Below are 22,401 nucleotides of genomic sequence, written 5' to 3'. Positions count from 1 at the left end.
GGCTTGCCCATGAGCCCTGGCAAAACCTGCGGCGTTAAACTCAAACCCGTTTTTCAGGCGCCGTTCCCAAGAAAGCAAGCAAGCCATGTCCCTGTTCAGTTGGTTCAGCCGCAAGCCGGCCCCTGCCAAGCCCCGTTCCGTCGCTGAACCCTCAGGTTTGCTCAACGCCGATGCCACTGTTCCCCTGAACCCGGGTCGTCAGGGCCGGCCGCTGTCGGAACAGCTGCCACCCGAACACGCGGCCAACCGCAAGAACGAGCGCATGGAGCGCCGCGAGTTGCTCTATACGGTGGTGCGCGACGCCATGGTGCGCGCTGGCGTGCTTTCGGCCAGCTACAAGTTCAAGGTGCTGTCGCTGGACCAGCGGGGCCGCCAGTTTCTCGTGATGATGGACCTGGCCCGCGAGTACGGTGGCGAGACAGTGCGCCTGAGCGAGATCGAGGCCCTGATCGCCCAGACTGCGAAAACGCGCTACGACATCCTGGTCACAGCCGTGTACTGGCGCATCAATGATCACGTCGCGGTGGGCCTGCCCCAGAAGGGTGTGAGCCCCCAGGCTGCGGCCTTGCAGAGTGCGGCGCAGTCATTGCGCCGCCCGCCAATGGCCGCCGCTGCGCTGGGTGCGCAGGCGGGTACGCCCCCGGGCGTGCCCGCCATGCCGGTCGCAACCGGCGCGGCCATGCGCCCCGTAACCACCGCCCCCGCTCCGCTGTCTACCCCAGCGCCGTTGTCGCGCCCTGCGATGGCAGCTGCCGCTGTTGCCGTAGCGCCCGCCGCAGCGGCGGTGGCGCCTTCTGCGCCGGCCTCACGCACAGCTTCGACCCGGTTCGAACCGATTGAGGCAGACGAGGTGGCGGCCTTCAAGCGCGCACTGGCTTCCGCTGCAGTCGCTGGTGGCGCGGCGGCCGCCGTGTCTGCGGCCGCCCGCCCCGGTGTGGCGGTGCGATCGGGTCCCATCCTTGCGCCCTCGGCGCCCACAGGTTTCGAAGACACCCAGACGCCGGGAACCGACGGCCCCTCGCCGGACCTCAGTACCACGCAGTACGGCGAGCTGAACTGAGCCGCGCCTGGCCTGGGTGACGGCCGGTTCTTCTTCGCCTTGAGGCCTGGCTCACCGCCGCGCCCGCTCTTTCAGTGCCCCGCGAAGTCGACCAGGGTAAACAGCGGCAGGCCTGAATCGCGCAGCTTCTGGGAGCCACCCAGCTCCGGAAGGTCGACGATGGCGGCACCCTCCGTCACGGTGGCGCCCAGCTTTTCGAGCAGGCGCCGGCCTGCCATCATGGTGCCGCCCGTGGCGATCAGGTCATCGATCAGCAGCACCCGGTCACCTGCCTTGACGGCATCGGTGTGCAGCTCCACCGTGGCGCTGCCGTACTCCAGTTCGTACGTTTCTTCCACCGTTGTGAACGGCAGCTTGCCCTTCTTGCGGATGGGCACAAAACCCACGTTCAGCTCGTAGGCCACCACGGCGCCCAGGATGAATCCGCGCGCATCGAGCCCGGCCACGATGTCTGGTCGCAAGGCCTTGTCCATGTACCGGTGCACAAAGGCATCAATCAGTACCCTGAAGACCTTCGGATCCTGCAGCAGGGGCGTGATGTCGCGAAACTGCACACCGGGCGCAGGCCAGTCGGGCACGGTACGGATGTGCTCGCGAAGGTAGTCGTTGATGCTTTGGGAATGCATGGGCGGCAAAGGGTTGTGAAAGGACCAGGAGGCCGAAGGACCGAAAGTGTAAACACCGCCGGCTGGGTCGTTTGCGGCACGGTGCGGGACCGCAACGCATAATGTTTCATTCCAGTTACGTCTCCCGGTCGGCTTGGTCGACCTGAGTGAGGCCCGCTACAAGCCGTTCATGCCCATCACTATCCTGTTTGTTGAAAGTGATCCGCGCCATGCGCAGGCGGTCAAGGACGCGCTGGCCGATCCCTGGTCGGGCTGGACGGTGGACGTGGCCACAACGCTGGCCGACACCCACTCCTATCTCACCACCCGTCGGCCGGATGTGGTGCTGGCAGCCGAACGGACCATGGGCGGCTCCGCCTTCGATCTTCTGCAGGCCCTGCGCGGCATTCCGTCGATCATCATGGTTGGCATTGGCCACGAAACACGCGCAGCCCAGGCGCTGCGCCACGGTTTCGATGATTTCGTGGTGCAGGATTCGCAGCTGGGCTACCTGCTTGAACTGCCAGCCCAGATCGATGCAGTGCTTGAGCGCCACGCCGGCAAGCGCGTGCGGGAAGAAGCAGAGGCCATGCTTGCCCGCCAGCACCGGCTGCTGCAGGCCATCTCGCAGGCGCAGGCCATGTTCATCGCCAGCGCCGGGCCGCGTGCTGCGTTCGAGGCACTGCTCGGTGAACTCATGTCGCTCACCCAGAGCGGCTTTGGCATGGTCGGGCAGGTCGAACGTGCCGAAGACGGCCATCCGTACCTGCGTGTGCATGCACTCACCGACATCAGCTGGGACGACGCATCGCGTGCGCGCTATGCCCGCCATTCCGAAGAGGGCATGGTGTTTGACAACCTGGGGTCGCTGGTGGGCACCGCCTTGCTGTCAGGGCAACCTGTACTGACCAACGACGCGCCTGGCGACCCGCGCACTGGAGGGATACCGCCCGGCCATCCAGTCATCCGGTCCTATCTGGGCCTGCCCATACATGCCTCAGGCGAACTGGTGGCCATGGTCGGTCTGGCCAACTGCCCGGCTGGCTATTCCGACGCGGACATCCGTTTCCTGCAACCCCTGCTCAGCACCATTGGGCAGATGGAAATGGCCCGCCGCGCCGAGCTGGCCCGTCGCTCGGTGGAGCAGCAGCTCGCGCGCACCAGCGAACTCCTTGCCGAGAAAACGCGTGCACTGGAGGGCACTCTCGCCAGCGTGTCGCAGGGCATCTCCAACGTGGATGCCGAGGGCCGCATCCGTGTGTACAACCGACGTTATCTGGAGGTGCTGGACCTGCCCGAGGAGCTTTTGGCGGCCCAGCCTCGTGTCGAGGAGGTGGTGCGCTTCCAGCAGGAGCGCGGCGACTTCGGACCCGGGTTCGAGCTGATCGAGCCTTCAGCCCGCGCCTACGTGGCCTCGGAGTACCCGCCCAGGGGCAGGGACATCACCATGCCGCCCCAGTACATTCGCAAGAATCCGCATGGTCGGTACATCGAGGTCCGCACGCACCCGCTGCCCGAGGGCGGACGCGTGAGGACCTTCACCGATGTGACGGATTACCTGAGTACCCTGGAGGCGTTGCGCCAGAGCGAGGCGCGCTGGCGCAGTCTCACGCAGCTGTCCTCCGACTGGTATTGGGAGCAGGACGCGCAGTTCCGCTTTGTAAGGATTGATGGCAACGTGGACAAGGTGCCAGGATCGTGGGAGGCCCATCAGGGCCTTACCCGCTGGGAGCTTCCGCGCACCTTTGCCACCGAGTCGCAGTGGGCCGAGCACCGCGCGCAGCTGCAAGCGCACCAGGTGTTCCACGATTTCGAGATGCGGCAGCAGGCAGATGATGGCAGCATGGTCTGGGTGTCGGTGAGCGGCGAACCGATCTTTGATCTCGACGGCCGGTTCACCGGCTACCGGGGTGTGGCCCGCGATGTCACCGATCGCAAGCGCGCCGAGGCCGAGATCGAACGGTTGGCGTTCTACGACGAGCTGACAGGTCTGCCGAACCGCAGGCTGCTTGCGGACAGGCTCGACAGAGCCGTTGCGGTCTGCGCGCGCGACGCAACCCACGGCGCGCTGTTCTTCCTGGATCTGGACGACTTCAAGGGCGTGAACGACACGCTGGGCCATGACTGGGGCGATCAACTGCTGATCCAGGTTGGCGCACGGCTACGCGGCTGCGTGCGCACCATCGACACGGTGGCCCGTCTGGGTGGCGACGAGTTTGTCGTCGTGGTCAGCGGGCTGAGCGGGCAGGCGCCCGCAGCCGCAGCAGAAGCGGAAGCCATCGGCTGCAAGCTGCTGCAGGCGCTGAACCAGCCGTACCGTATCCAGGATTCTGACGTGCACAGCACCCCCAGCATTGGCATTGCGCTGTTCTCCAGTCTGGAACAGCCCGTGACCGAACTGCTCAAGCGCGCGGACCTTGCCATGTACCAGGCCAAGTCGCAAGGGCGCAACACGCTGTCGTTCTTCGACCCCGCCGTGCAGGCCGCGGCGTCCGAGCGTTCTGCCCTTGAGGCCGCCATCCGCCACGGCATCGGCCGTGAGGAGTTCGTTCTGCATTTCCAGCCCGTGGTGAACGAACGCGGCGCGGTGCAGGGGGCCGAGGCGCTGGTGCGCTGGCAGCATCCGCAGCGCGGCATGGTGCCGCCCGGAGAGTTCATTCCCTTGGCTGAACAAACCAGCCTGATCCTGCCCCTGGGCCGGCTGGTGCTGACCATGGCTTGCCGGCAGCTCGCCCGGTGGGCCAGCGCCGGCGTGCAGCCTCCGGCGTCGTGGACCGTGGCGGTCAATGTCAGCGCACGGGAGTTCAGGCAGGCCGACTATGTGGACCAGGTCAAGGCCGTGCTCCAGGCAACTGGCGCCGATCCGCGCCGCCTGAAGCTCGAACTGACCGAAAGCCTGCTGCTGCATGACGTGGAGGAGAGCATCCTGAAAATGCAGGCCTTGCGCGCACTGGGCGTCGGCTTTTCGCTGGATGACTTTGGTACCGGTTATTCATCGCTGAGCTACCTCAAGCGGCTGCCGCTCGACCAGCTCAAGATCGACCAGAGCTTCGTGCGTGACGTGCTTACCGACCCCAATGACGCCACGATCGCGTGCACCATCATCGCCCTGGCACGCAGCCTGGGGCTGGATGTGGTGGCAGAGGGCGTGGAAACGGAGGGGCAGCGCGCTTTCCTCCTGCAAAACGGCTGCCGCAAGTTCCAGGGCTACCTGTTCGGCCGCCCCGGTGCAGCCGACCTGTTGCACGCCGCATAGGGATTTGCCAAAGCGTTGCGTCCGCCGGTGGCCTTTGGTCTCAGTGCAGTTACGGCGGATGCTGCTTTTGTTTGCGCGTGGATCCTTGTCTGGTAAGCGGACCTTGGCGTGGGTATCCCATCACGAGCGTTCCAGGCGCTGGAACAGCCCGCCTGCCAGCCTCGCCACCCGCCCATCCAGTTCCAGCGTCAGCAGTTCCACCTGAAGCGCCGCAGCATCCATACCCGTGCGTGCGACCAGGGCGTCAATGCCCATGGGGTCAAAGCCCAGTGCCGTGAGGAGCGGGCCCTCGGGCAGGCCCGTCTGGCCGGTTTCCGCAGGCGAGGCGCCATCCGGAGCGCTGCTTTGCGCGGCTGTGGACGGAAGCCGAAGCTCTTCCAGAACGTCCTGCGCCGATTCCACCAGCTTGGCCCCTTGGCGGATGAGTGCGTGGCAACCCCGCGACTGCGGGGAATGGATGGAGCCAGGAATGGCAAACACTTCACGTCCCTGTTCGACAGCCGTCCGTGCCGTGATCAGTGACCCTGAGGCGAGAGCGGCCTCAACCACCAGCGTACCCTGCGACAGGCCCGAGATGATCCGGTTGCGTTTGGGGAAGTTGGGCGCCAGCGGTGGCGTACCCAGGGGGTACTCGCTGATCAGAAGGCCTTGCGCCGCTATACGCCGCGCCAGGTCCAGATTTCTGCGGGGATAGACACGGTCGAGGCCTGTGCCCACGACCGCGATGGTAGGGGGCGTGCCTGGCGCCCCCTCGGTTTGGCCCGGCGCCTCCAGCGCGCCCTCATGCGCCGCTGCGTCGATGCCCAGTGCCAGCCCCGAGACAATCACGAGGCCCGCTTCCCTCAGTGCGCGGGCAAACAGACGGGCGTTCTCCGCACCCTGAGCGGTGGGGTTGCGGCTGCCCACCATCGCCAGGCTGGCCGCGGTCGGGAAAGGGTTGTGTGCCAGCCACCGCTTGGCGCCCATCATGTAGAGCACCAGCGGGGGATCTTCGGTATCCAGCAGCGACTGCGGGTATCTCGGGTCGCCCAGTGTGATCACTGCGCGGGCCACCCCATCTGCAGTCCCATCGTGCTGAAGCCACGTCCATGTGGTTTCGACGAGTCCGGCCAACGCCTCGGGCACTTGCCCCAGCGCTTTGGCCTGTGCTGGTGTGGTGACCTGCGCCAGTGCGGCTTCAGATTGAGCGAAGATGGATTGTGGCAGCCCGAAGCGCGCCAGCAGACGCCTTGCGGCAGTGTTGCCCACCCCCGCCGTGAGCGTGAGGCGCAACCATGCAGCAAGCTCCAGGCGATCCATCAGGTGATGTGGACGGCTTTGTCAGCGCGCAGCCAGCGCGGGTGCGCGGGCAGTGCAGCTTACTTGGGGTTGACCAGCCGGTCACCCACGCGCACGCCGTTGCGGATCTCCAGCAGCAGCGCATACGACACACGGTCGAACGTGCGGAACACCATCGCCGTGCCGTTGTCTTCATTGGGCAGCTTGATCGTGACGCCCTTGCCGTCGGTGCTGTCCTTGACCCGACTGTCCCTGGACAGCAGGGACAGAACGTGGCCGGGTTCGACCCCATCCTGCGTGCCCACGCTGATGGCGACCACCTGGTTCTGGGCTGCAAAGGCTACCGCCGAGCTGCCGTAGATCGACACGACACGCGCCTCCACCTCGAACTGCGGCGTACGCGGCGTGTAGGTCGTGAAGGCCCGGGGCGGGGTGGGTAACAGGCGGTCACCGGCCCGGATCTCTTCCTTGGTGGCCGTGAGATCGACCGTGGCCGGTACGTACTCGACCGTGTAACCGCCCCGGCCGTTGGGTACGTCTTCAAATCCTTCGCCGCGAACCAGTTCGGCCCTGCCGAGATACTGCGCTTCGTAGCCGAGGATTTCGCCCGTGGCTGGGTGCTTCAGGGCCACGGCATCACGGAACACGCGGAACTGGCGCTGCTCGCCCAGTTCGGCCTTGAGTTCCGAGCCCTGCTGGCTGCGCACATAGGCCCGGTCCCCGCTTGCCATCAGCACCCGCTCCTCGGTGGTTGCCACGATCCGCGGTGCCTGCTGCAGCAACGCCGCGTCCACGACCAGCGGCTCCACCAGGAACGGTTCGATCAGATGGGGCTTGAGCGTGGGGAGTGCGGTGTCGCCCAGGCTTTCCGTGCGCGTGCGCGGGGAGACACGCACGGTTTCGGGCTCGGTGGAGCCCGGGCGCGTGGTGCTCAGGCGTGCATAGGTGCCGTCCTTGTCCAGGTACAGCGTCTGTCCCGGGAAGATGAGGTGCGGGTTGGGAATGGCCTTGAGGTTCATCCCCCACAGTTCGGGCCAGCGCCAGGGGCGCTTGAGGTACATGCCCGAGATGCCCCACAGGGTGTCGCCGCGCTTGACGGTGTAGGTGTCCGGGGCATTGGGAGCGAGCTCGGACAGCGGGATACCGCGTTCGGACACCTGTTGCGCCGTAGCGCGCTGGTCTCCCGAGACGGGGTAGCCTTGTGCATGGGCCGACAGCGTGCACAGCGTTGCGCCAGCAAGGATGGTGAGTGCGCCCAGAGCGTTCCGCCGCATGCTGGTGAATGCTGTCATGTTGTTCCTCTTCTCATGCATTGTGAAACGCCCCTCGCGCGCGCCGCAGTCCTTGCGGCATGCGAACCACCGGGCACGTTCGTTACAAACCTTCTTAGATTCTCTGCTCAAGCCCTTGATTCGGCAACGATTATTGCCCTGCAGGTCTGCCAGCAAGGCCAAAAGTGGCGAAAATAGCGACAGCTAATCCCGATCTCCATGGCAATCCTTCCCATTCTCTGTTACCCCGACCCGCGCCTTCACAAGGTCGCCCAGCCTGTGAATACCGTGGACGATCGCGTCAAGGCGCTGGTGTCTGACATGCTCGCCACCATGTACGACGCCCACGGCATCGGGCTGGCGGCCACCCAGGTTGACGTTCACGAACGTGTGGTCGTGATCGATGTCTCGGAAGAGCGCGACCAGCCTCTGGTGCTGATCAACCCCGAGATCGTCTGGGCCAGTGAAGAGACCCATGTGAACGAGGAAGGCTGCCTGTCGGTGCCCGGCATCTATGACGGCGTCGAGCGCTTTGACGCAGTGCACGTGCGGGCCCTCGATGCGCAGGGCCAGTCGCGTGTGATCGAGGCGGACGGGCTGCTGGCCGTGTGCATGCAGCACGAGATGGACCACCTCCTGGGCAAGGTGTTTGTGGAGTACCTCTCGCCGCTCAAGCGCAACCGGATCAAGACCAAGATGATCAAGCAGCAGCGCGGAGCGCGCGACTGATGGCCGCTGCTGCTGCGCCTGGCGCGTCGCGCTGCCCAGCAGTCCGGCCGTTTGCGCTTGCGGGTGTGGTTGCTGCCGTGCTTCTTGCGGGTTGCGCGCTGCCGGCACGCGAGGCCCCGGGCGCGCTCAAAAGCGACGTGGTCGCCAGGTTGGGCCCGCCAAATGCCGTGCATGCCCTGCCCTCGGGTGAGCGGCTCCTCTACACCGAGCTGCCGGCAGGTTTTGCAGCCTACAACCTCGACTTTGACGCCGCTGGGCGGCTGGTGCGCAACGAACAGGTGCTCACACAGTCCCGCTTCGAGGCCCTTGCGGCCAGCGGCTGGACAGCCCAGGACGTGCAGCGCACCTTCGGCCCCCCCGTCCTTGTGGAGCGGGTGGCACGCTTTGACGGTGACATCTGGACCTACCGCTTCCGGCAAAACTCTGATTCCCGCCTGGCGCACGTGCACCTGGACCGCCAGGGTGTTGTGCGGCAGGTCATCTTCACCGACGAGCTGCCCAATTTCGACAACGCGCGCGACTGAGGGCGGGTGACGGATGTGCGGCAGCCAGGCAACGCCCAGGGGGACCCGCCCGGTGGGTGGTGACCACAGCCACCGCGACGTGCCCGCGCTGCGGGTCTGCCCCTTGGGTACCCCTTGCCATGGGTTCACTGCCACCAGCCCCGCGGTGGCATCGTTTGCCCGCCGTGCCGCGCACCACAATTTGCCTTCCTGTTGATCCCCCGTACGGACCCCGCCCATGAAAGTGATCTTTGCCGGAACCCCCGAGTTCGCCAGCGCCGCGCTGCAGGGCCTGCTGCAGGCGGGATTCTCGGTCCCCCTGGTGCTCACGCAACCCGACCGCCCCGCGGGCCGGGGCATGAAGCTGCAGGCGTCGCCCGTCAAGCAGTGTGGGCTCTCCCACGGTATTCCCGTCGCGCAGCCGCGCAGCCTGCGCCTGGACGGGAAGTACCCCGACGATGCCGCAGCTGCCCGCGAGGCGCTGGTGGCTGCGCAGGCCGATGTGATGGTGGTCGCCGCCTACGGGCTCATCCTGCCCCAGTGGGTGCTGGACTTGCCGCCCAAGGGGTGCCTCAACATCCACGCCAGCCTGCTGCCCCGCTGGCGCGGCGCGGCGCCCATCCACCGGGCGATCGAGGCGGGCGATGCCGAAACCGGCATCACCATCATGCAGATGGACGCCGGTCTCGACACTGGCGACATGCTGCTCACCGAGCGGCTGCCGATCTCGCCCACAGACACCACGGCCATGCTGCATGACCGCCTGGCGGCCCAGGGCGCGCGCCTGATCGTGCAGGCGTTGCAACTGGCCGCCAGCGGTGGCCTGCGCGCCACGCCGCAGCCGGCCGAGGGCGTCACCTACGCCCACAAGATCGAGAAAGCCGAAAGCACCATCGACTGGTCGCTTGACGCCCCGGCCATCGCGCGGCGTGTGCGCGCCTTTGATCCGTTCCCAGGCGCCAGCACCGGGTGCGCCGGTGAGACCATCAAGGTATGGGCTTGCGAAATTGATAGCACTACAGGCAATGAAGACGTGCGCCCCGGGCAGATTTTGTCTGCAAACGGCCATGGGGTGACGGTGGCGTGCGGCCAAGGTGCCCTGCTCCTGATCACGTTGCAGCGCCCGGGCGGCAAGCGCCTTTCGGCAGCGGATTTCCTGCGCGGCTTTGATCTGCAGCCCGGCATGCAGCTGGGCGCGATGGCGGGGGCGGCGCCGGGCCAGGCCAGCGCATGAGCCAGCGCTCTGGCGCGATGGCCGCAGTGCGGTCCACGGTGCAGCATCCCTCCTTTCGCCAGGCCATGCAGGACATGGCCGGTACGTCCCTGGGCATTGCCGCCTGGGGCCTGGTCACGGGCGTGGCCATGGTCAAGAGCGGCATGCCGGTGGGCATGGCGCTGTTCATGTCGCTGGCGGTCTACGCGGGCAGCGCACAGCTGGCGGTGATCCCGCTGATGGCGGTGGGCGCGCCGCTGTGGGTGATCTGGCTCACGGCAGCGTGCGTCAACCTGCGCTTTGTCATTTTCAGCAGCATGTGGCGCAGCTACTTCGCGCACCTGCCGCTGCGCCAGCGTCTGACGGTGGGCTATTTCAGCGGTGACGTGATCTACGTGGCGTTCATGAAGCGCTTTCCCGAGCCGCGTCCGCAGCCGGAGCAGATCCCCTACTTCTGGGGTGCCGCGTCCACCAACTGGCTGGCATGGCAGGTGCCCTCCATTGCGGGCATCCTTCTGGCCAATGCCGTTCCGCTGTCATGGGGGCTGGGTTTTGCGGGCGTGCTGGCGCTGCTGGGCGTGCTGCTGTCGCTGCTGTTCGACCGTGCCACGTGGCTGGCCACGGGTGTGGCCGCCACGGCGGCCATTGCTGCCTTTGCCCTGCCGCTCAAGCTGAACATTCTGGTGGCCATTGCGGCTGCCGTGGCGGCCGGGCTGCTGATGGAGGCGGTGGACCGCCGCCGCCGGCACCCACGGGTGGTGCTTGTACCGCCCGACAGCACGCTGCCGCCCCAGGAGCGCGCCCATGTCCAAGATGGCGAGGCAGTGCCCCTGCGCGAGGAGCGTCATCCATGAACACCCTGGTGAACATGGACTGGTCCTGGGTCGAGCCCGCCATTGCCATTGCCGGGCTGGCGGTCATCACCGTGGTCTCGCGAGCGTTCTTCATGATCCCGCAGCGCGAACTGCCCCTGCCCGACTGGCTCAAGCGAGGCCTCAAGTACGCGCCCCTGGCGGCGCTCACGGCCGTGATCGCACCCGAAATCCTGATGGCGCACGGCGAGCTCATCGGCACGTTCAGGGATGCGCGGATACCCGCCGTGCTCTGCGCCGCGGCCTACTATTTCTGGCGCCGGGGCATCCTGGGCACCATTGTGGTGGGCATGGCGGTGTATCTGCCGCTGCACATCGGCTGGGGCTGGTAGCCAGGGGACGGGGCCTCGGTCACTGGGGTCCAACGCACCGGCGGCGGTGGCCGCGCGTCAGGTCCAAGGAATTGCGGTCACTAAAATGGCGGCCCCCAAGCCTCCTTTTTCCCTTCTGCCATGAACATCCTCCGCTTCTCCGACCTGTGCGCCCAGGGCAAGGCCCAAGGCCAGCGCGTTTTCATCCGTGCCGACCTCAACGTGCCACAGGACGATGCGGGCCGCATCACTGAAGACACGCGCATTCGCGCCTCGGTGCCCTGTATCCGCATGGCGCTGGACGCGGGCGCGGCCGTCATGGTCACCAGCCACCTGGGCCGCCCTACCGAGGGCGAGTTCAAGGCCGAGGATTCGCTGGCCCCCGTGGCGGCGCGCCTGTCGGAGCTGCTGGGCCGCGACGTGCCCCTCGTCAGCAACTGGGTGGACGGCGTGACGGTGGCCCCCGGCCAGGTCGTGCTGCTGGAAAACTGCCGCCTGAACGTGGGTGAAAAGAAGAACAAGGAAGACCTGGCACGCAAGCTCGCCGCGCTGTGCGACATCTTCGTGAACGACGCGTTCGGCACCGCCCACCGTGCCGAGGGCACCACCTACGGCATCGCGCAATACGCGCCCGTGGCATGCGCCGGCCCCCTGCTCTCGGCCGAGATCGACGCGCTGACCAAGGCGCTGGCCCATCCCCAGCGCCCGCTAGCCGCCATCGTGGCGGGCTCCAAGGTCTCGACCAAGCTCACCATCCTCAAGAGCCTGGCTTCCAAGGTGGACCAGCTCATCGTGGGTGGCGGCATTGCCAACACCTTCATGCTGGCCGCCGGCCTGCCCATCGGCAAGAGCCTGGCCGAGCCCGACCTGCTGGAAGAAGCCCGCGCCGTGATGCAGGCCATGAAGGCCCGCGGCGCCGAGGTGCCGATCCCCACCGACGTGGTCACGGCCAAGACCTTTGCGGCCGACGCCCCTGCCACCGTGAAGGCGGCCACCGACGTGGAGCCCGACGACCTCATCCTGGACATCGGCCCGCAGACCGCGGCGCGGCTGGCAATGCAACTCAAGTCGGCCGGCACCATCGTCTGGAACGGCCCGGTCGGCGTGTTCGAGTTTGCCGCCTTTGAGAACGGCACCCGCGAGATCGCTCACGCCATCGCTGAGTCTCCTGCCTTCAGCATCGCCGGCGGTGGCGACACCCTGGCCGCCATTGCGAAATACGGCATCGACAATCAGGTGGGTTACATCTCCACCGGCGGCGGCGCGTTTCTGGAAGTGCTGGAAGGCAAGACGCTGCCGGCCTTCGAAATCCTGGAAAAGCGATTTGTTACGCTTTGATTAATCTGATTGCAATTGCTTAAATCGCCTGCCTGGCGCTTTGCGCATGGGCAGCAGAAGTTGTGACCAAAAACAACGAAATGTGTGTGCTGGTCGCCACTTGAATCAGGTTTCTCTTGTTTTTGTTGTGTATCCCGCCCAGAATAATTTTTAAAGTCGGCGGGATGCAATGGCATTTCTGCCTCTCTTAGGTCCGTAGGAGGGAACCATGAAGTTTTCAAAAGCAGTCAGCCTGGCGATCCTCGCCGGCGCTGTCGCCACCTTGACTGGCTGCGCATATCGCTCGCCAATTCCCCTTGCGGAAAATTTCCAGCTGACTGTGCAACCCAAGGTCCGCTCGGCAGGGCACTGGGAGATCCTGTCGCAGGACGTGGTTTCGCAGACCCTCGGCACGCTTGAGAAGGCCGGCATTGCACCCGGTACGCAGCTGCATGTGGCCCTGCCGCCCAACCCCAGCGCGTTTGACCTGGCGTTCCGCGACTTCCTGATCACCCGCATGGTCCAGAGCGGCGCGCCGGTGCTGCAGAACCCTGGCCAGGCCCTGGACGTGACGTATCACACCCAGCTGGTCCGCCACAACAGCCCGCGGCCGCATTTTGTGCCCAACCAGCTCACCATGATCGCCGTGGGTCTGATGGCTGCTTACGGGCTGCGCCATGAGCATCTGGACGCACAGCTTCTGGCCACGCTGGGCTTTACCTCGCTGGCCGACTACGGCTTGAGCGTTGGCTCTGGCGGTCCGACAAACACCGAAATGATCCTCACGACCACGGTCACCCGTGGCGGCCAGTACGTAGCGCGCAAGACAGACGTGTACTACCTTGAGAACGCGGATACCCCGCTTTTCATGCGCCCCTCGTACAGGAACGTCAACATGAAGGTAGTTTCCCAATGAAAGTCACCGCATCCCTGACGGCGCTGGCCGCAGCCGCCCTGTTGGCGGGCTGTGCGAACACGGCAGCGCCTGTGCGCACCGAGCCCACCTACCAGGAGGCTGCCAGCAACCCCTTCCTGAACAGCAGCCGCGAAGCCGTGGGCAAGCTGACGGCAGGCTTTGACCTCAACACCCTGGGTGGCGGGCCCGTGCTCGTTGCCACGGTCGTGAACGTGAACGATCTGAGCCGTTCTGCACCGCTGGGCCGTACGCTGTCCGAACAGTACGCGTCGCAGATGGCCAACAGCGGTTTCAACGTCAAGGAAATCAAGCTGCGCGGCGATGTGTTTGTGCGCGAAGGCGCGGGCGAGCTCCTGCTTTCGCGGGAAATCAAGGACATTGCCCGCAGCCACAACGCGTCGCTGGTGATGGTGGGTACCTACTCTGCCGCTGCCAACTTCACCTACGTAAGCCTGAAACTCGTGCGCACCGAGGACAGCCGCATCGTGGCTGGCCACGACTACGCGCTGCCCAACGACCGCGACGTGATGCGCCTGCTGGCAGTGCCACGCTGACGCATCGCACCAGCGGATTGCTGCCGCAATCTCCTCCCAAAGGCCGTCTCGACGGCCTTTTTTCATGCCCGGCGCATCCTCACCGGGCCCGCTGACCGCTCTGGCAGCCAGCGCCAGCCAGCGCCCACCTAAAATCACGCCCCATGACCTTTACCGACATGCTGCGCAGCGCCACGGCGCAGAACCAATCCCTGCTGTGCGTGGGCCTGGACCCGGAGCCGACGCGGTTTCCCGCAGGGATGCAGGGCGACCCGCGCAAGATCTATGACTTCTGCGCGGCTGTGGTCGATGCCACGGCAGACCTCGTGTGTTCCTTCAAGCCGCAGATCGCGTACTTTGCCGCCCATGGCGCCGAAGACCAGCTGGAGCGGCTGATGCAGCACATGCGCTGCAATGCGCCGCATGTGCCGGTGATCCTGGATGCCAAACGCGGCGACATCGGCTCCACCGCCGAGCAGTACGCCAAGGAGGCGTTCGAGCGATATGGTGCCGATGCAGTCACGCTCTCGCCTTTCATGGGCTTTGATTCGATCGAGCCCTACCTGGCCTACCACGGCAAGGGCGCGTTCCTGCTGTGCCGCACGTCCAACCCCGGCGGTGACGACCTGCAAAACCAGCGCTTGGCCAGCATCGAAGGTCAGCCGCTGATGTACGAACACGTGGCCCGCCTGGCGCAAGGCCCCTGGAACAAGAACGGCCAGCTCGGCCTGGTGGTGGGCGCCACGTACCCGCAGGAGATCGAGCGCGTGCGCAGCATTGCGCCCACGCTGCCGCTGCTGATTCCGGGCGTGGGTGCCCAGGGCGGCGATGCAGCGGCCACGGTGCGCGCAGGCCTGCGCAGTGATGGGCCGATCATCGTGAACTCGTCGCGCGCCATCCTGTACGCATCGCGCGGTGACGACTTTGCGGCGGCTGCGCGCGCAGAGGCCCTGCGCACCCGTGCGGTGCTGCAGGCCGCGCAGGCAGCGGCCGGGCACTGACGCCTGGCACGCCCGCCGGAGCCGGCGATGCTGCGGGTGCACCGGTGGGGGCCCGCGGATTTTTATCTGATGGCGCGCACCGCCCCGCGCACTTTGACCCCGGAGCCCCGCGATGCAGCTCAAATGGCTCGAAGACTTCATCGTGCTGGCGCAGGAGCGCAGCTTCACGCGCGCCGCCGAGCTGCGGCATGTCACCCACCCAGCCTTTGGCCGGCGCATCCGCGCGCTGGAGGCCTGGGCAGGTACGCCGCTAGTCGAACGCGGGGGCGGGCCCGTCACCCTCACCCCGGCGGGCCAGAGCTTTCTGGAAACGGCGGGCAATCTGGCGCGCAGCCTGAGCCAGTCGCACGAAGAGCTGCAGAGCCTGGCCGGGCGCCAGGGCCGCACCATCACGCTGGCCACGGGCCGCACGCTCGCGCGCACCGTGGTGGCCGACTGGCTGGTGCGCCTGCAGCCGGTGCTGCAGGGGGCGGAGGTCTGCGTGCGCACGCGGGCGCTGGCCGACACGGTGGCCATGCTGGAGCGCAGCGAGGCAGACTTTTCGCTTGTCTACCACCATCCCACCTTGGCCGTGCGGCTCGATGCCCGGCAGTTCAGCCACGTCACCGTAGCGTCTGACCGGCTGGTGCCCGTGTCGCGCGCCACGGCCCAGGGCACGGCGCAGCACCGCTTTGGCCAGGGCACGGCGCTGGTGCCTTATCTGGCCTACGCGCCGCAGCTGGCGCTGGGGCGGCTGGTGGAAGACCATCTGGCGCAAAACCCCCACGCCCCGCGCCTGCAGCGGGTGGTGGAATGCGACTCGGCCGACGCGCATTACGAATACGTGCAAAAGGGCCTGGGCGTGGCATGGCTGCCATGGTCCATGGTGCATGCCGACTGCAAGGCCGGGCGCCTGGCCCCGGCCGGCGATGCGCGCATGGAAGTGCGTTTTGACGTGCGCCTGTATCGCCCCAAGCGGCGGCTGGGCCCGCTGGCCGAAGTGTTCTGGAAAGCCATGGCGCAGCGGTGAATGTGGCGTTGCCGCGCGGGCGGTGCCACCCTGCGCAGCCTGGGGTCAACCCGTAGCGGCGCAGCCTAAACAGCACGGCTTGGTGCCGTTTCGGCACAACGTGCAGCCCGCGCGCTTTTGACAATCAGGCATGGCTGCTGCGTACCAATGAGCCGATGCACTGCTCGCACTCCCCGTGTGTGCTGTACCGGCCGTGTCTGCGCCTTCACATCCAGGAAACCCCATGTCTACCACCCGCCTGTTGTCCGCCCCCCGCCGCACCGCACTGCTGTGCGGCCTTGCCCTGCTGTCCACCGCCGCGCCCGTGCTTGCCCAGGATGCCGCCTGGCCCTCCAAGCCCATCACCATCGTCGTGGGCTACCCGCCCGGCGGCAGCACCGACCTGACCGGCCGCACCGTGGCCACCGAACTGAGTGCCAAGCTCGGCGTGCCCGTGGTCATCGAGAACATCGGCGGTGCCGGTGGCGCCATCGGCGCGCAGAAGGTGGCCAGCGCCGCGCCCGATGGCTACACCCTGCTGGTGGGCGCCAGCAACGAGATCGCTATCAACAAGCTGGTGACCAAGAAGGTCAAGTACGACATCAAGGACTTCACGGCCATCGGCCTGATTGCCTCGCAGCCGCTGGTGCTGGTGGCCTCGCAGGGCGCGGGCGTGAAGAACCTGGCCGAGTTCACGCAGAAGGTGTCGAAGAACCCCGGCAAGTTCAGCTATGGCAGCTCGGGCGTGGGCACCTCGCTGCACCTGGCGGGCGAGATGGTCAAGGAGCAGGGCAAGCTGTTCATGACGCACATCCCCTACCGCGGCGTGGCGCCGCTGACCAACGACCTGATGGGCAACAACCTGGAGTACGGCGTATTCGTGCTGTCCAGCGGCCTGCCGCATATCAAGAGCGGCAAGGTCATTGCGCTGGGCACCACCGAGGCCAAGCGCTCGGCCACCACGCCCGAGATTCCGGCGCTGGCCGAAACCGCGCAGTACAAGAACGTGGACATCGGCGTGTGGTTTGCGCTCATGGGCCCTGCCAACCTGCCCAAGCCGGTGTTCGACAAGCTCAAGAAGGCGCTCAACGACAGCCTGCAGTCGCCCGAGTTCAGAAAGAAGATGGAATCCAGCGGCTCCACCGTGGCGGCTACCACGGTCAACCTCGACCAGTTCCTGGCCACCGAAGTGGCCAAGTACAAGAAGATTGTGGACTACGCAAAGATCGAAGAATGAGCCAGCACGACAACCATCAAGACAACAACCGCACCGTGCAGCCCCTTGTCTTTGACCTGCCCGCACCCGACATCAGCGCCTGGCGCGCGGGCAATACCGGCACCGAAGGCGTGTGGCATTTCGACTCCGGCGTGCCCGGCCGCCGCGTGATGGTCAGCGCGCTGGTGCATGGCAATGAACTGTGCGGTGCGTGGGCACTGAAGGGCCTGCTCGACGCCGGCGTGCGGCCCCTGCGCGGCTCGCTCACGCTGGCGTTTTGCAACCTCGATGCCTTCGACCGGTTTGACGCGACCCACCACGATGCCTCGCGCTTCACCGACGAAGACCTCAACCGCCAGTGGCTGGACGAGCGCATCGACGCCGCCGATACGCGTGAACGCCGCCGTGCCGCCGCGCTGCGGCCCTGGGTAACGCAGGCCGACTGGCTGCTGGACATCCACTCCATGCACGAGCCGTCGGCACCGCTGCTGCTCACCGGCATGCAGCCGCGCAACCTGCAGCTGGCACGCGCCATGCGCTCGCCCGAGCACATCGTGGTCGACGCGGGCCACAAAGACGGCGTGCGCATGCGCGACTACGGCCGCTTTGGTGCGCTGGCCGATGCGCCGGGCGATGACACGCGCTCGCTGCTCATCGAATGCGGCTTCCATGGTGACCCGGCGAGCCGCGCCGTGGCGCAGGACCAGTGCGTACGCTTCATCGAACAGGCGGGCGTGCTGGACGTCGATGCGCTGGCGCAGCAGCTGCCCGGCTGGCGCCTGCCGGACGCCCCGCGCCAGTGGGCGCTGGAGGTGACGGGGCCGGTGGTGGCCACCAGCAGCGCCTTCCGGTTTGTGGCTCCGTTCACGGGGCTGGAGGTGTTCGAGAAAGCCGGGACCGTGATCGGCGACAACGATGGGGTGCCGGTGGCCACGCCGTACGACGACTGCGTGCTGGTGATGCCCTCGGTGCGCCAGGCACGGGCAGGCGTGACGGTAGTGCGCTTTGCGCGGCGCAAGATGCTGTAGCAGCCCCCGGCTACGGCGATGCACGCTTTCGCCCTGGCACCGCCGCTGCGTGGCTGGCGCCGTATTGCTATTGAATAAATAGCAATGCGGGCAAATAAATCAAGGGCTTGAGGCCGTTTTTGCCTGAAATCGGGGCCCCAGAACCACGCAGGCCAGCGCCACCACAATGAAGCCGATGCCCGCCCATTGCCAGGGCGCCACCGTCTCGCCCAGCACCAGCCATCCCGCCGTGAGCCCCACCACCGGCACAGCCAGGCTGAACGGCGCCACGCGGTTGGCTGGGTGGCGCTGCAGCAGTTGCGTCCACAGCGCATAGCCGACGATGGTGGCGGCCCAGCCCAGGTAGGCCACCGATGCCCACGCGATCCACGGCACGCTGGCCAGCGCCTGCCAGTGCAGCCAGCGGGCAGCATCGGCATCGAACAAGGCCGACAGCGCCACAAACGGCAGCACTGGCACTGCACTGCTCCAGATCACAAACGCCAGCGGGTCGTAGCCCGGGCTGCGCTGCTGCGCCAGCCGCGCCACGATGTTGGACGAGGCCCACATGGCTGCGCCGCACAGCGTGAGGAAAAGACCCGCCAGCGTGGTGGCCGAGCCGGCGCCCATGCCGCTGCCTGCAGCCGGGCCTACGTAGTTCATGACAAAGCACACGAGGCCTGCCGCGGCCAGCGCAAGGCCCCACACCAGTGGACGCCCGGGCCGCTCGCGCAGCAGTGCGAAGCCGAACAGCGCGGTGAAGAACACCTGCGTCTGCAGCAGCACGCTGGCCAGCCCGGCCGTCATGCCCACCTTGAGCGCAAAGAACAGAAAGCCGAACTGCCCGATACCCTGAAACAGCCCGAACATCACCACCCACCGCCAGTGCACGCGCGGCGGGCGCACCAGCAGCACCAGCGGCACGGCCGCAAACAGGTAGCGCGCGGCGCCCAGCTGGAAGGGGCTGAAGCTCTCCAACCCCCACTTCATCGCCACAAAATTCACGCCCCACAGCACCACCACCAGCAGCGCAGCCAGCAGGTCGCGTGGGCGAAAGGGGGTGGCCGATGCTGCCGCGGGCGCCGTCACTGCGCCGCCCGCGCGGCTTCCAGGTGTGCCTGCACGCGCTGCGCCAGCGCGATGTCGCCCGGGGTTTCGGGCACCCACTTGTCCACGGTGCGGGGCAGCTCGTCGGCATCCACCGCGGTGTAGGCCGCCACGCAGTGCACCACGTCGTGCAGCGGGCCGCCCTGCACAGTGCCGCTGCGCACCTCCACCGCCAGGCTCAGCGTGGATTCGTGGGTGTAGGCCAGCTTTGCATGCACTTCCACCAGGTCTCCTGGCCGGATGGGCTGCGTGAAATCGGCACCGCCCAGAAACTGCGTGATGCAAGGCCCGCGCGCCCAGGCGCTGGCGCAGGCAAAACCCGCCTCGTCCACCCAGCGCAGCACCGTGCCGCCGGGTATGCGGGCCGCCGATGGTGATGTGGTGTGGTGCGATGCAAGAAAGCGCAGCGTGATCGATTGCATGGGCGGGCTCCTGGCGGTGTGGGCGCATTATGACCAGCACTGCCGTGGTGCCACCGGCGCGGTTGTCCGGCGGCGTCACGCGGGGCACGGCCGGCGCCAACGGCTGCAGACGCGCCTCGGTCACGGCAGCTCGCCGGCAGTGGCGGCCCGGAACATATGGATGTGTAAAAGCCATGCCTGCTGCGGCCGGAATTGACGCCGGTCAAATCCCTGCTGCACGCAGGCCCTTACATTTCGGGGCTACTTTTGCTTACTTTCCCCCTCACGCCTCGGCGTCCGCGTGCCCCATGTCCTTGCTCCACCGCCTGAACCTGCTCCAGAAGTTCCTCATCCTGGGCGTCCTCGGATTGCTGATGAGCGCCCTGCCCACCGGGCTGTACGTGGCGGATGCGCTGCGGACCATCGAACACGCACGGATGGAGGCTGCGGGCATTGGTCCGGCGCAGGCGATCACCCGGCTGGTGCAGCGGGTGCAGGTGCATCGGGGGTTGTCGGCCGGCATGCTGGGGGGCGATGAATCGCTGGCCGGGCGCCGCCCCGGTGCGCGCGATGCGGTGGAAACGGTGATCGCCGAAACCACCGAAAAGCTCAAGGATGCCCGCATGCCCGCAGCGGAGATGGCAGCCTGGGCGGAGGCGCTGAGCACCTGGCGGGCGCTGGAGCAGGCCGTGGGCGCGCGCAGCGTGGATGCGCCGCAGAGCACGGCACGGCATACCCAGCTCATCGCATCGCTGCTGCGCCTGAGCGAATCGGTCGTGCACACCTATGGGTTGCAGATTGACCCGGATGCGGAGACCAACGCGCTCGTGCAGGCCTCGCTGATCCAGGCGCCCATGCTCGGCGAAAAGCTCGGGGTGCTGCGCGCCCAGGGCGCCGGCGCGCTGGGCCGCGGCGAACTCACGCCCCAGGCCAAGGGGCAGATGCTGGTGCTGCAGCAACGCGTGGCCGAGCTGCAAGGCGACACCTTCCGCGGGCTGGACCGTGCCCTGCAGTCCAACCCCGCGGTGCGCAAGGCACTGGCCGAGCCTTCGCAGGCCGTCCAGGCGAGCATTGCGCAGTCGCTGCAGCTGGCCGAGCGTGAGGTGATCAACGCCACCGAGTTCAAGCTCAGCTCGCGTGACTATTTCGATGCGCTCACCCGTACCATCGACGCACTGAACAACCTCAACGGCAGCGCCCTGGGCGTGCTGGACAGCGCACTGCAGCAGCGCGTGGCCGAAGAACAGCGCAGCTTGGGGCTGATCGCTGCAGGCTTGTTGCTGGTGCTGGTGCTCACTGGCACCATGGCGCTGGTGTTCGTGCGCTCCATCACCGTGCCGCTGTCGCAGGCGGTGGAACTCTCGCGCGCCGTAGCGCAGGGCGACCTGGGCGAGACGCGCGTGCAGCACGGCACCAACGAGGTCGGCCAGTTGCTGCAGGCCCTTTTGCAGATGCGCGGCCAGCTCACGCAGGTGGTGCGCCGGGTGCGCGACGGCTCAGAGGGCGTGGCCACGGCCAGCGTGCAGATTGCACAGGGCAACACCGACCTGTCGGCCCGCACCGAGAGCCAGGCCAGCGCGCTGGAGCAGACCGCGGCGTCGATGGAGCAGCTCAACGCCACCGTGCGCCAGAACGCTGACAGCGCCCTGCAAGCCAGCCAGCTCGCCGCCAGCGCCAGCCAGGTGGCCGTGCAGGGCGGCGAGGTGGTGGCCCAGGTGGTGGACACCATGCATGGCATCAATGCCTCGTCGCAAAAGATCGCCGACATCATCGGCGTGATCGACTCCATCGCCTTCCAGACCAACATCCTGGCGCTGAACGCCGCGGTAGAAGCCGCCCGCGCCGGCGAGCAAGGCCGCGGTTTTGCCGTGGTGGCCACCGAAGTGCGCTCACTGGCCGGGCGCAGCGCCGAGGCTGCCCGCGAGATCAAGACCCTCATCAACGCCAGCGTGGAGCGCGTGGCCGAAGGCAGCGCGCTGGTGGACCGCGCCGGTGCGACGATGAAAGAGGTGGTGGGCTCCATCCGCCGAGTGACGGACATCATGGGCGAGATCAGCGCCGCCAGCCGCGAGCAAAGCCAGGGCGTGGCGCAGGTGGGCGAGGCCGTCACGCAGATGGACCAGGTCACGCAGCAGAACGCGGCCCTGGTCGAGGAAATGGCCGCCGCTGCCGGCAGCCTGCAAAACCAGGCCCAGGAGCTGGTGCAGGTGGTGTCGGTGTTCCGCCTGGGCAGCGAAAGCCAGGTAAGCAGCCGATCTGGAATGCTACAGGTTCAATAGCAATACAGGCATTTAAAACAAGGGCTACAGGCCGATTTGGCCTGAAAATGCCCCCAGAAAGCCTCAGAAGGCCCCAGTGGCCTTGCGTGGCTCAGCCCGCCCCGGGCCGCGTAAGCCCCAGCGCCGCCAGCTCTTCATCGGTGAACACCCGCGAGCGCGTATGGAAAGCCCGGCCCTCGGGCCCCTCCAGCGAAAACGTGCCGCCAGTGCCCTCGATCACATCCAGGATCAGCTGCGTGTGCTTCCACGTCTGGTACTGCGCGCGGCCGATGTAGAACGGGCACCCGCCCACATCGCCCAGGTACACGTCCCCCGCGCCCATCGTGATCTCGCCTTGCAGATAACAGTTGGCCGCGCTGTTGTCGCAGCAGCCGCCACTCTGGTGAAACATGAGCCCGGGCCCGTGTTTCGCTTTCAGGAAAGCCACGAGTTCAAGCGCGGCCGGCGTGGCAATGACTTTGTCGACCATGCATGTCTCCAGCAAACCAAAAAGACGCAAGCGCGGCAAGTTGGAACAACGAGCCGCGCCCTCAGGGAC

21 protein-coding genes are annotated in these 22,401 nt (G+C 66.8%); 15 read left to right on the top strand and 6 right to left on the bottom strand.

The window, feature by feature from the left end; all coding sequences use genetic code 11:
* The first annotated feature begins 85 nt into the window (after nt 1–85).
* On the top strand, nt 86–1,060 hold the full coding sequence (locus ACTPOI_RS02315) for a hypothetical protein (protein WP_440106005.1): 975 nt from the start codon (nt 86–88) through the stop codon (nt 1,058–1,060).
* 71 nt (nt 1,061–1,131) lie between these two features.
* Here ACTPOI_RS02315 and ACTPOI_RS02310 read toward each other — a convergent pair whose 3' ends face one another.
* The gene (locus ACTPOI_RS02310; protein WP_440106003.1) at nt 1,132–1,686 is read right to left on the bottom strand and encodes an adenine phosphoribosyltransferase; all 555 of its coding nucleotides are present in this window, start codon (nt 1,684–1,686) and stop codon (nt 1,132–1,134) included.
* Between the two features lie 169 nt (nt 1,687–1,855).
* On the opposite strand from ACTPOI_RS02310, the gene ACTPOI_RS02305 reads away from it, so the two are divergent.
* A complete protein-coding gene (locus tag ACTPOI_RS02305) occupies nt 1,856–4,921 on the top strand; it encodes an EAL domain-containing protein (RefSeq protein ID WP_440106001.1) in 3,066 nt (1,021 codons plus the stop codon).
* A 120-nt stretch (nt 4,922–5,041) separates the two neighbouring features.
* Here ACTPOI_RS02305 and dprA read toward each other — a convergent pair whose 3' ends face one another.
* The gene (dprA, locus tag ACTPOI_RS02300) at nt 5,042–6,220 is read right to left on the bottom strand and encodes a DNA-processing protein DprA (RefSeq protein WP_440105999.1); all 1,179 of its coding nucleotides are present in this window, start codon (nt 6,218–6,220) and stop codon (nt 5,042–5,044) included.
* Between the two features lie 59 nt (nt 6,221–6,279).
* Entirely contained in the window at nt 6,280–7,491 is a 1,212-nt protein-coding gene (locus ACTPOI_RS02295) for a LysM peptidoglycan-binding domain-containing protein (RefSeq protein ID WP_440105997.1), read from the bottom strand.
* Nucleotides 7,492–7,689: 198 nt separating this feature from the next.
* Between ACTPOI_RS02295 and def the strand changes: the two genes are divergently transcribed.
* From def to ACTPOI_RS02235, 12 genes are all read left to right on the top strand, one after another.
* Entirely contained in the window at nt 7,690–8,199 is a 510-nt protein-coding gene (def, locus tag ACTPOI_RS02290) for a peptide deformylase (RefSeq protein WP_440105995.1), read from the top strand.
* Nucleotides 8,199–8,723, top strand: coding sequence for a hypothetical protein (locus ACTPOI_RS02285; protein ID WP_440105993.1), 525 nt, complete (start codon nt 8,199–8,201; stop codon nt 8,721–8,723). The genes def and ACTPOI_RS02285 overlap by 1 nt, the downstream gene beginning before the upstream one ends.
* A 217-nt stretch (nt 8,724–8,940) precedes the next feature.
* Nucleotides 8,941–9,936: a methionyl-tRNA formyltransferase gene (gene fmt, locus ACTPOI_RS02280; protein ID WP_440105991.1), complete on the top strand. Its 996-nt coding sequence runs from the start codon at nt 8,941–8,943 to the stop codon at nt 9,934–9,936.
* A complete protein-coding gene (locus ACTPOI_RS02275) occupies nt 9,933–10,769 on the top strand; it encodes an AzlC family ABC transporter permease (RefSeq protein ID WP_440105989.1) in 837 nt (278 codons plus the stop codon). The genes fmt and ACTPOI_RS02275 overlap by 4 nt, the downstream gene beginning before the upstream one ends.
* A 14-nt stretch (nt 10,770–10,783) precedes the next feature.
* Nucleotides 10,784–11,119, top strand: a complete 336-nt coding sequence (locus ACTPOI_RS02270) for an AzlD domain-containing protein (RefSeq protein ID WP_440108245.1) — start codon at nt 10,784–10,786, stop codon at nt 11,117–11,119.
* 120 nt (nt 11,120–11,239) lie between these two features.
* Nucleotides 11,240–12,436: a phosphoglycerate kinase gene (locus ACTPOI_RS02265; protein ID WP_440105987.1), complete on the top strand. Its 1,197-nt coding sequence runs from the start codon at nt 11,240–11,242 to the stop codon at nt 12,434–12,436.
* Between the two features lie 208 nt (nt 12,437–12,644).
* Nucleotides 12,645–13,331, top strand: a complete 687-nt coding sequence (locus ACTPOI_RS02260; RefSeq protein ID WP_291517320.1) for a hypothetical protein — start codon at nt 12,645–12,647, stop codon at nt 13,329–13,331.
* A complete protein-coding gene (locus ACTPOI_RS02255) occupies nt 13,328–13,885 on the top strand; it encodes a FlgO family outer membrane protein (protein ID WP_440105985.1) in 558 nt (185 codons plus the stop codon). The genes ACTPOI_RS02260 and ACTPOI_RS02255 overlap by 4 nt, the downstream gene beginning before the upstream one ends.
* A 143-nt stretch (nt 13,886–14,028) precedes the next feature.
* Nucleotides 14,029–14,865 (top strand): orotidine-5'-phosphate decarboxylase, encoded by an 837-nt coding sequence (pyrF, locus tag ACTPOI_RS02250; RefSeq protein ID WP_440105983.1) that lies wholly within the window; start codon nt 14,029–14,031, stop codon nt 14,863–14,865.
* A gap of 112 nt (nt 14,866–14,977) precedes the next feature.
* Nucleotides 14,978–15,874: a LysR family transcriptional regulator gene (locus tag ACTPOI_RS02245; protein WP_440105981.1), complete on the top strand. Its 897-nt coding sequence runs from the start codon at nt 14,978–14,980 to the stop codon at nt 15,872–15,874.
* Nucleotides 15,875–16,097: 223 nt separating this feature from the next.
* Nucleotides 16,098–17,090 (top strand): Bug family tripartite tricarboxylate transporter substrate binding protein, encoded by a 993-nt coding sequence (locus ACTPOI_RS02240; protein WP_440105979.1) that lies wholly within the window; start codon nt 16,098–16,100, stop codon nt 17,088–17,090.
* A complete protein-coding gene (locus tag ACTPOI_RS02235) occupies nt 17,087–18,097 on the top strand; it encodes a succinylglutamate desuccinylase (RefSeq protein WP_440105977.1) in 1,011 nt (336 codons plus the stop codon). Before ACTPOI_RS02240 ends, ACTPOI_RS02235 begins: the two co-directional genes overlap by 4 nt.
* 99 nt (nt 18,098–18,196) lie before the next feature.
* On the opposite strand, the gene ACTPOI_RS02230 is transcribed toward ACTPOI_RS02235, so the two are convergent.
* Entirely contained in the window at nt 18,197–19,165 is a 969-nt protein-coding gene (locus ACTPOI_RS02230) for an EamA family transporter (RefSeq protein WP_440105975.1), read from the bottom strand.
* Nucleotides 19,162–19,605: an acyl-CoA thioesterase gene (locus ACTPOI_RS02225; protein ID WP_440105973.1), complete on the bottom strand. Its 444-nt coding sequence runs from the start codon at nt 19,603–19,605 to the stop codon at nt 19,162–19,164. The genes ACTPOI_RS02230 and ACTPOI_RS02225 overlap by 4 nt, the downstream gene beginning before the upstream one ends.
* Nucleotides 19,606–19,892: 287 nt before the next feature.
* Here ACTPOI_RS02225 and ACTPOI_RS02220 point away from each other — a divergent pair, with 287 nt between their 5' ends.
* Nucleotides 19,893–21,863: a methyl-accepting chemotaxis protein gene (locus tag ACTPOI_RS02220; RefSeq protein WP_440105971.1), complete on the top strand. Its 1,971-nt coding sequence runs from the start codon at nt 19,893–19,895 to the stop codon at nt 21,861–21,863.
* Between the two features lie 91 nt (nt 21,864–21,954).
* Here the strand turns inward: ACTPOI_RS02220 and ACTPOI_RS02215 are convergent, their stop codons facing one another.
* Complete coding sequence (locus tag ACTPOI_RS02215; RefSeq protein WP_440105969.1) at nt 21,955–22,332, bottom strand: DUF779 domain-containing protein; 378 nt, start codon at nt 22,330–22,332, stop codon at nt 21,955–21,957.
* Nucleotides 22,333–22,401 lie beyond the last annotated feature (69 nt).

This window comes from Acidovorax sp. BL-A-41-H1, from assembly GCF_051942715.1.
Note: the sequence above shows the minus strand (reverse complement) of the source record. Positions and strands in the feature narration are given on the sequence as shown.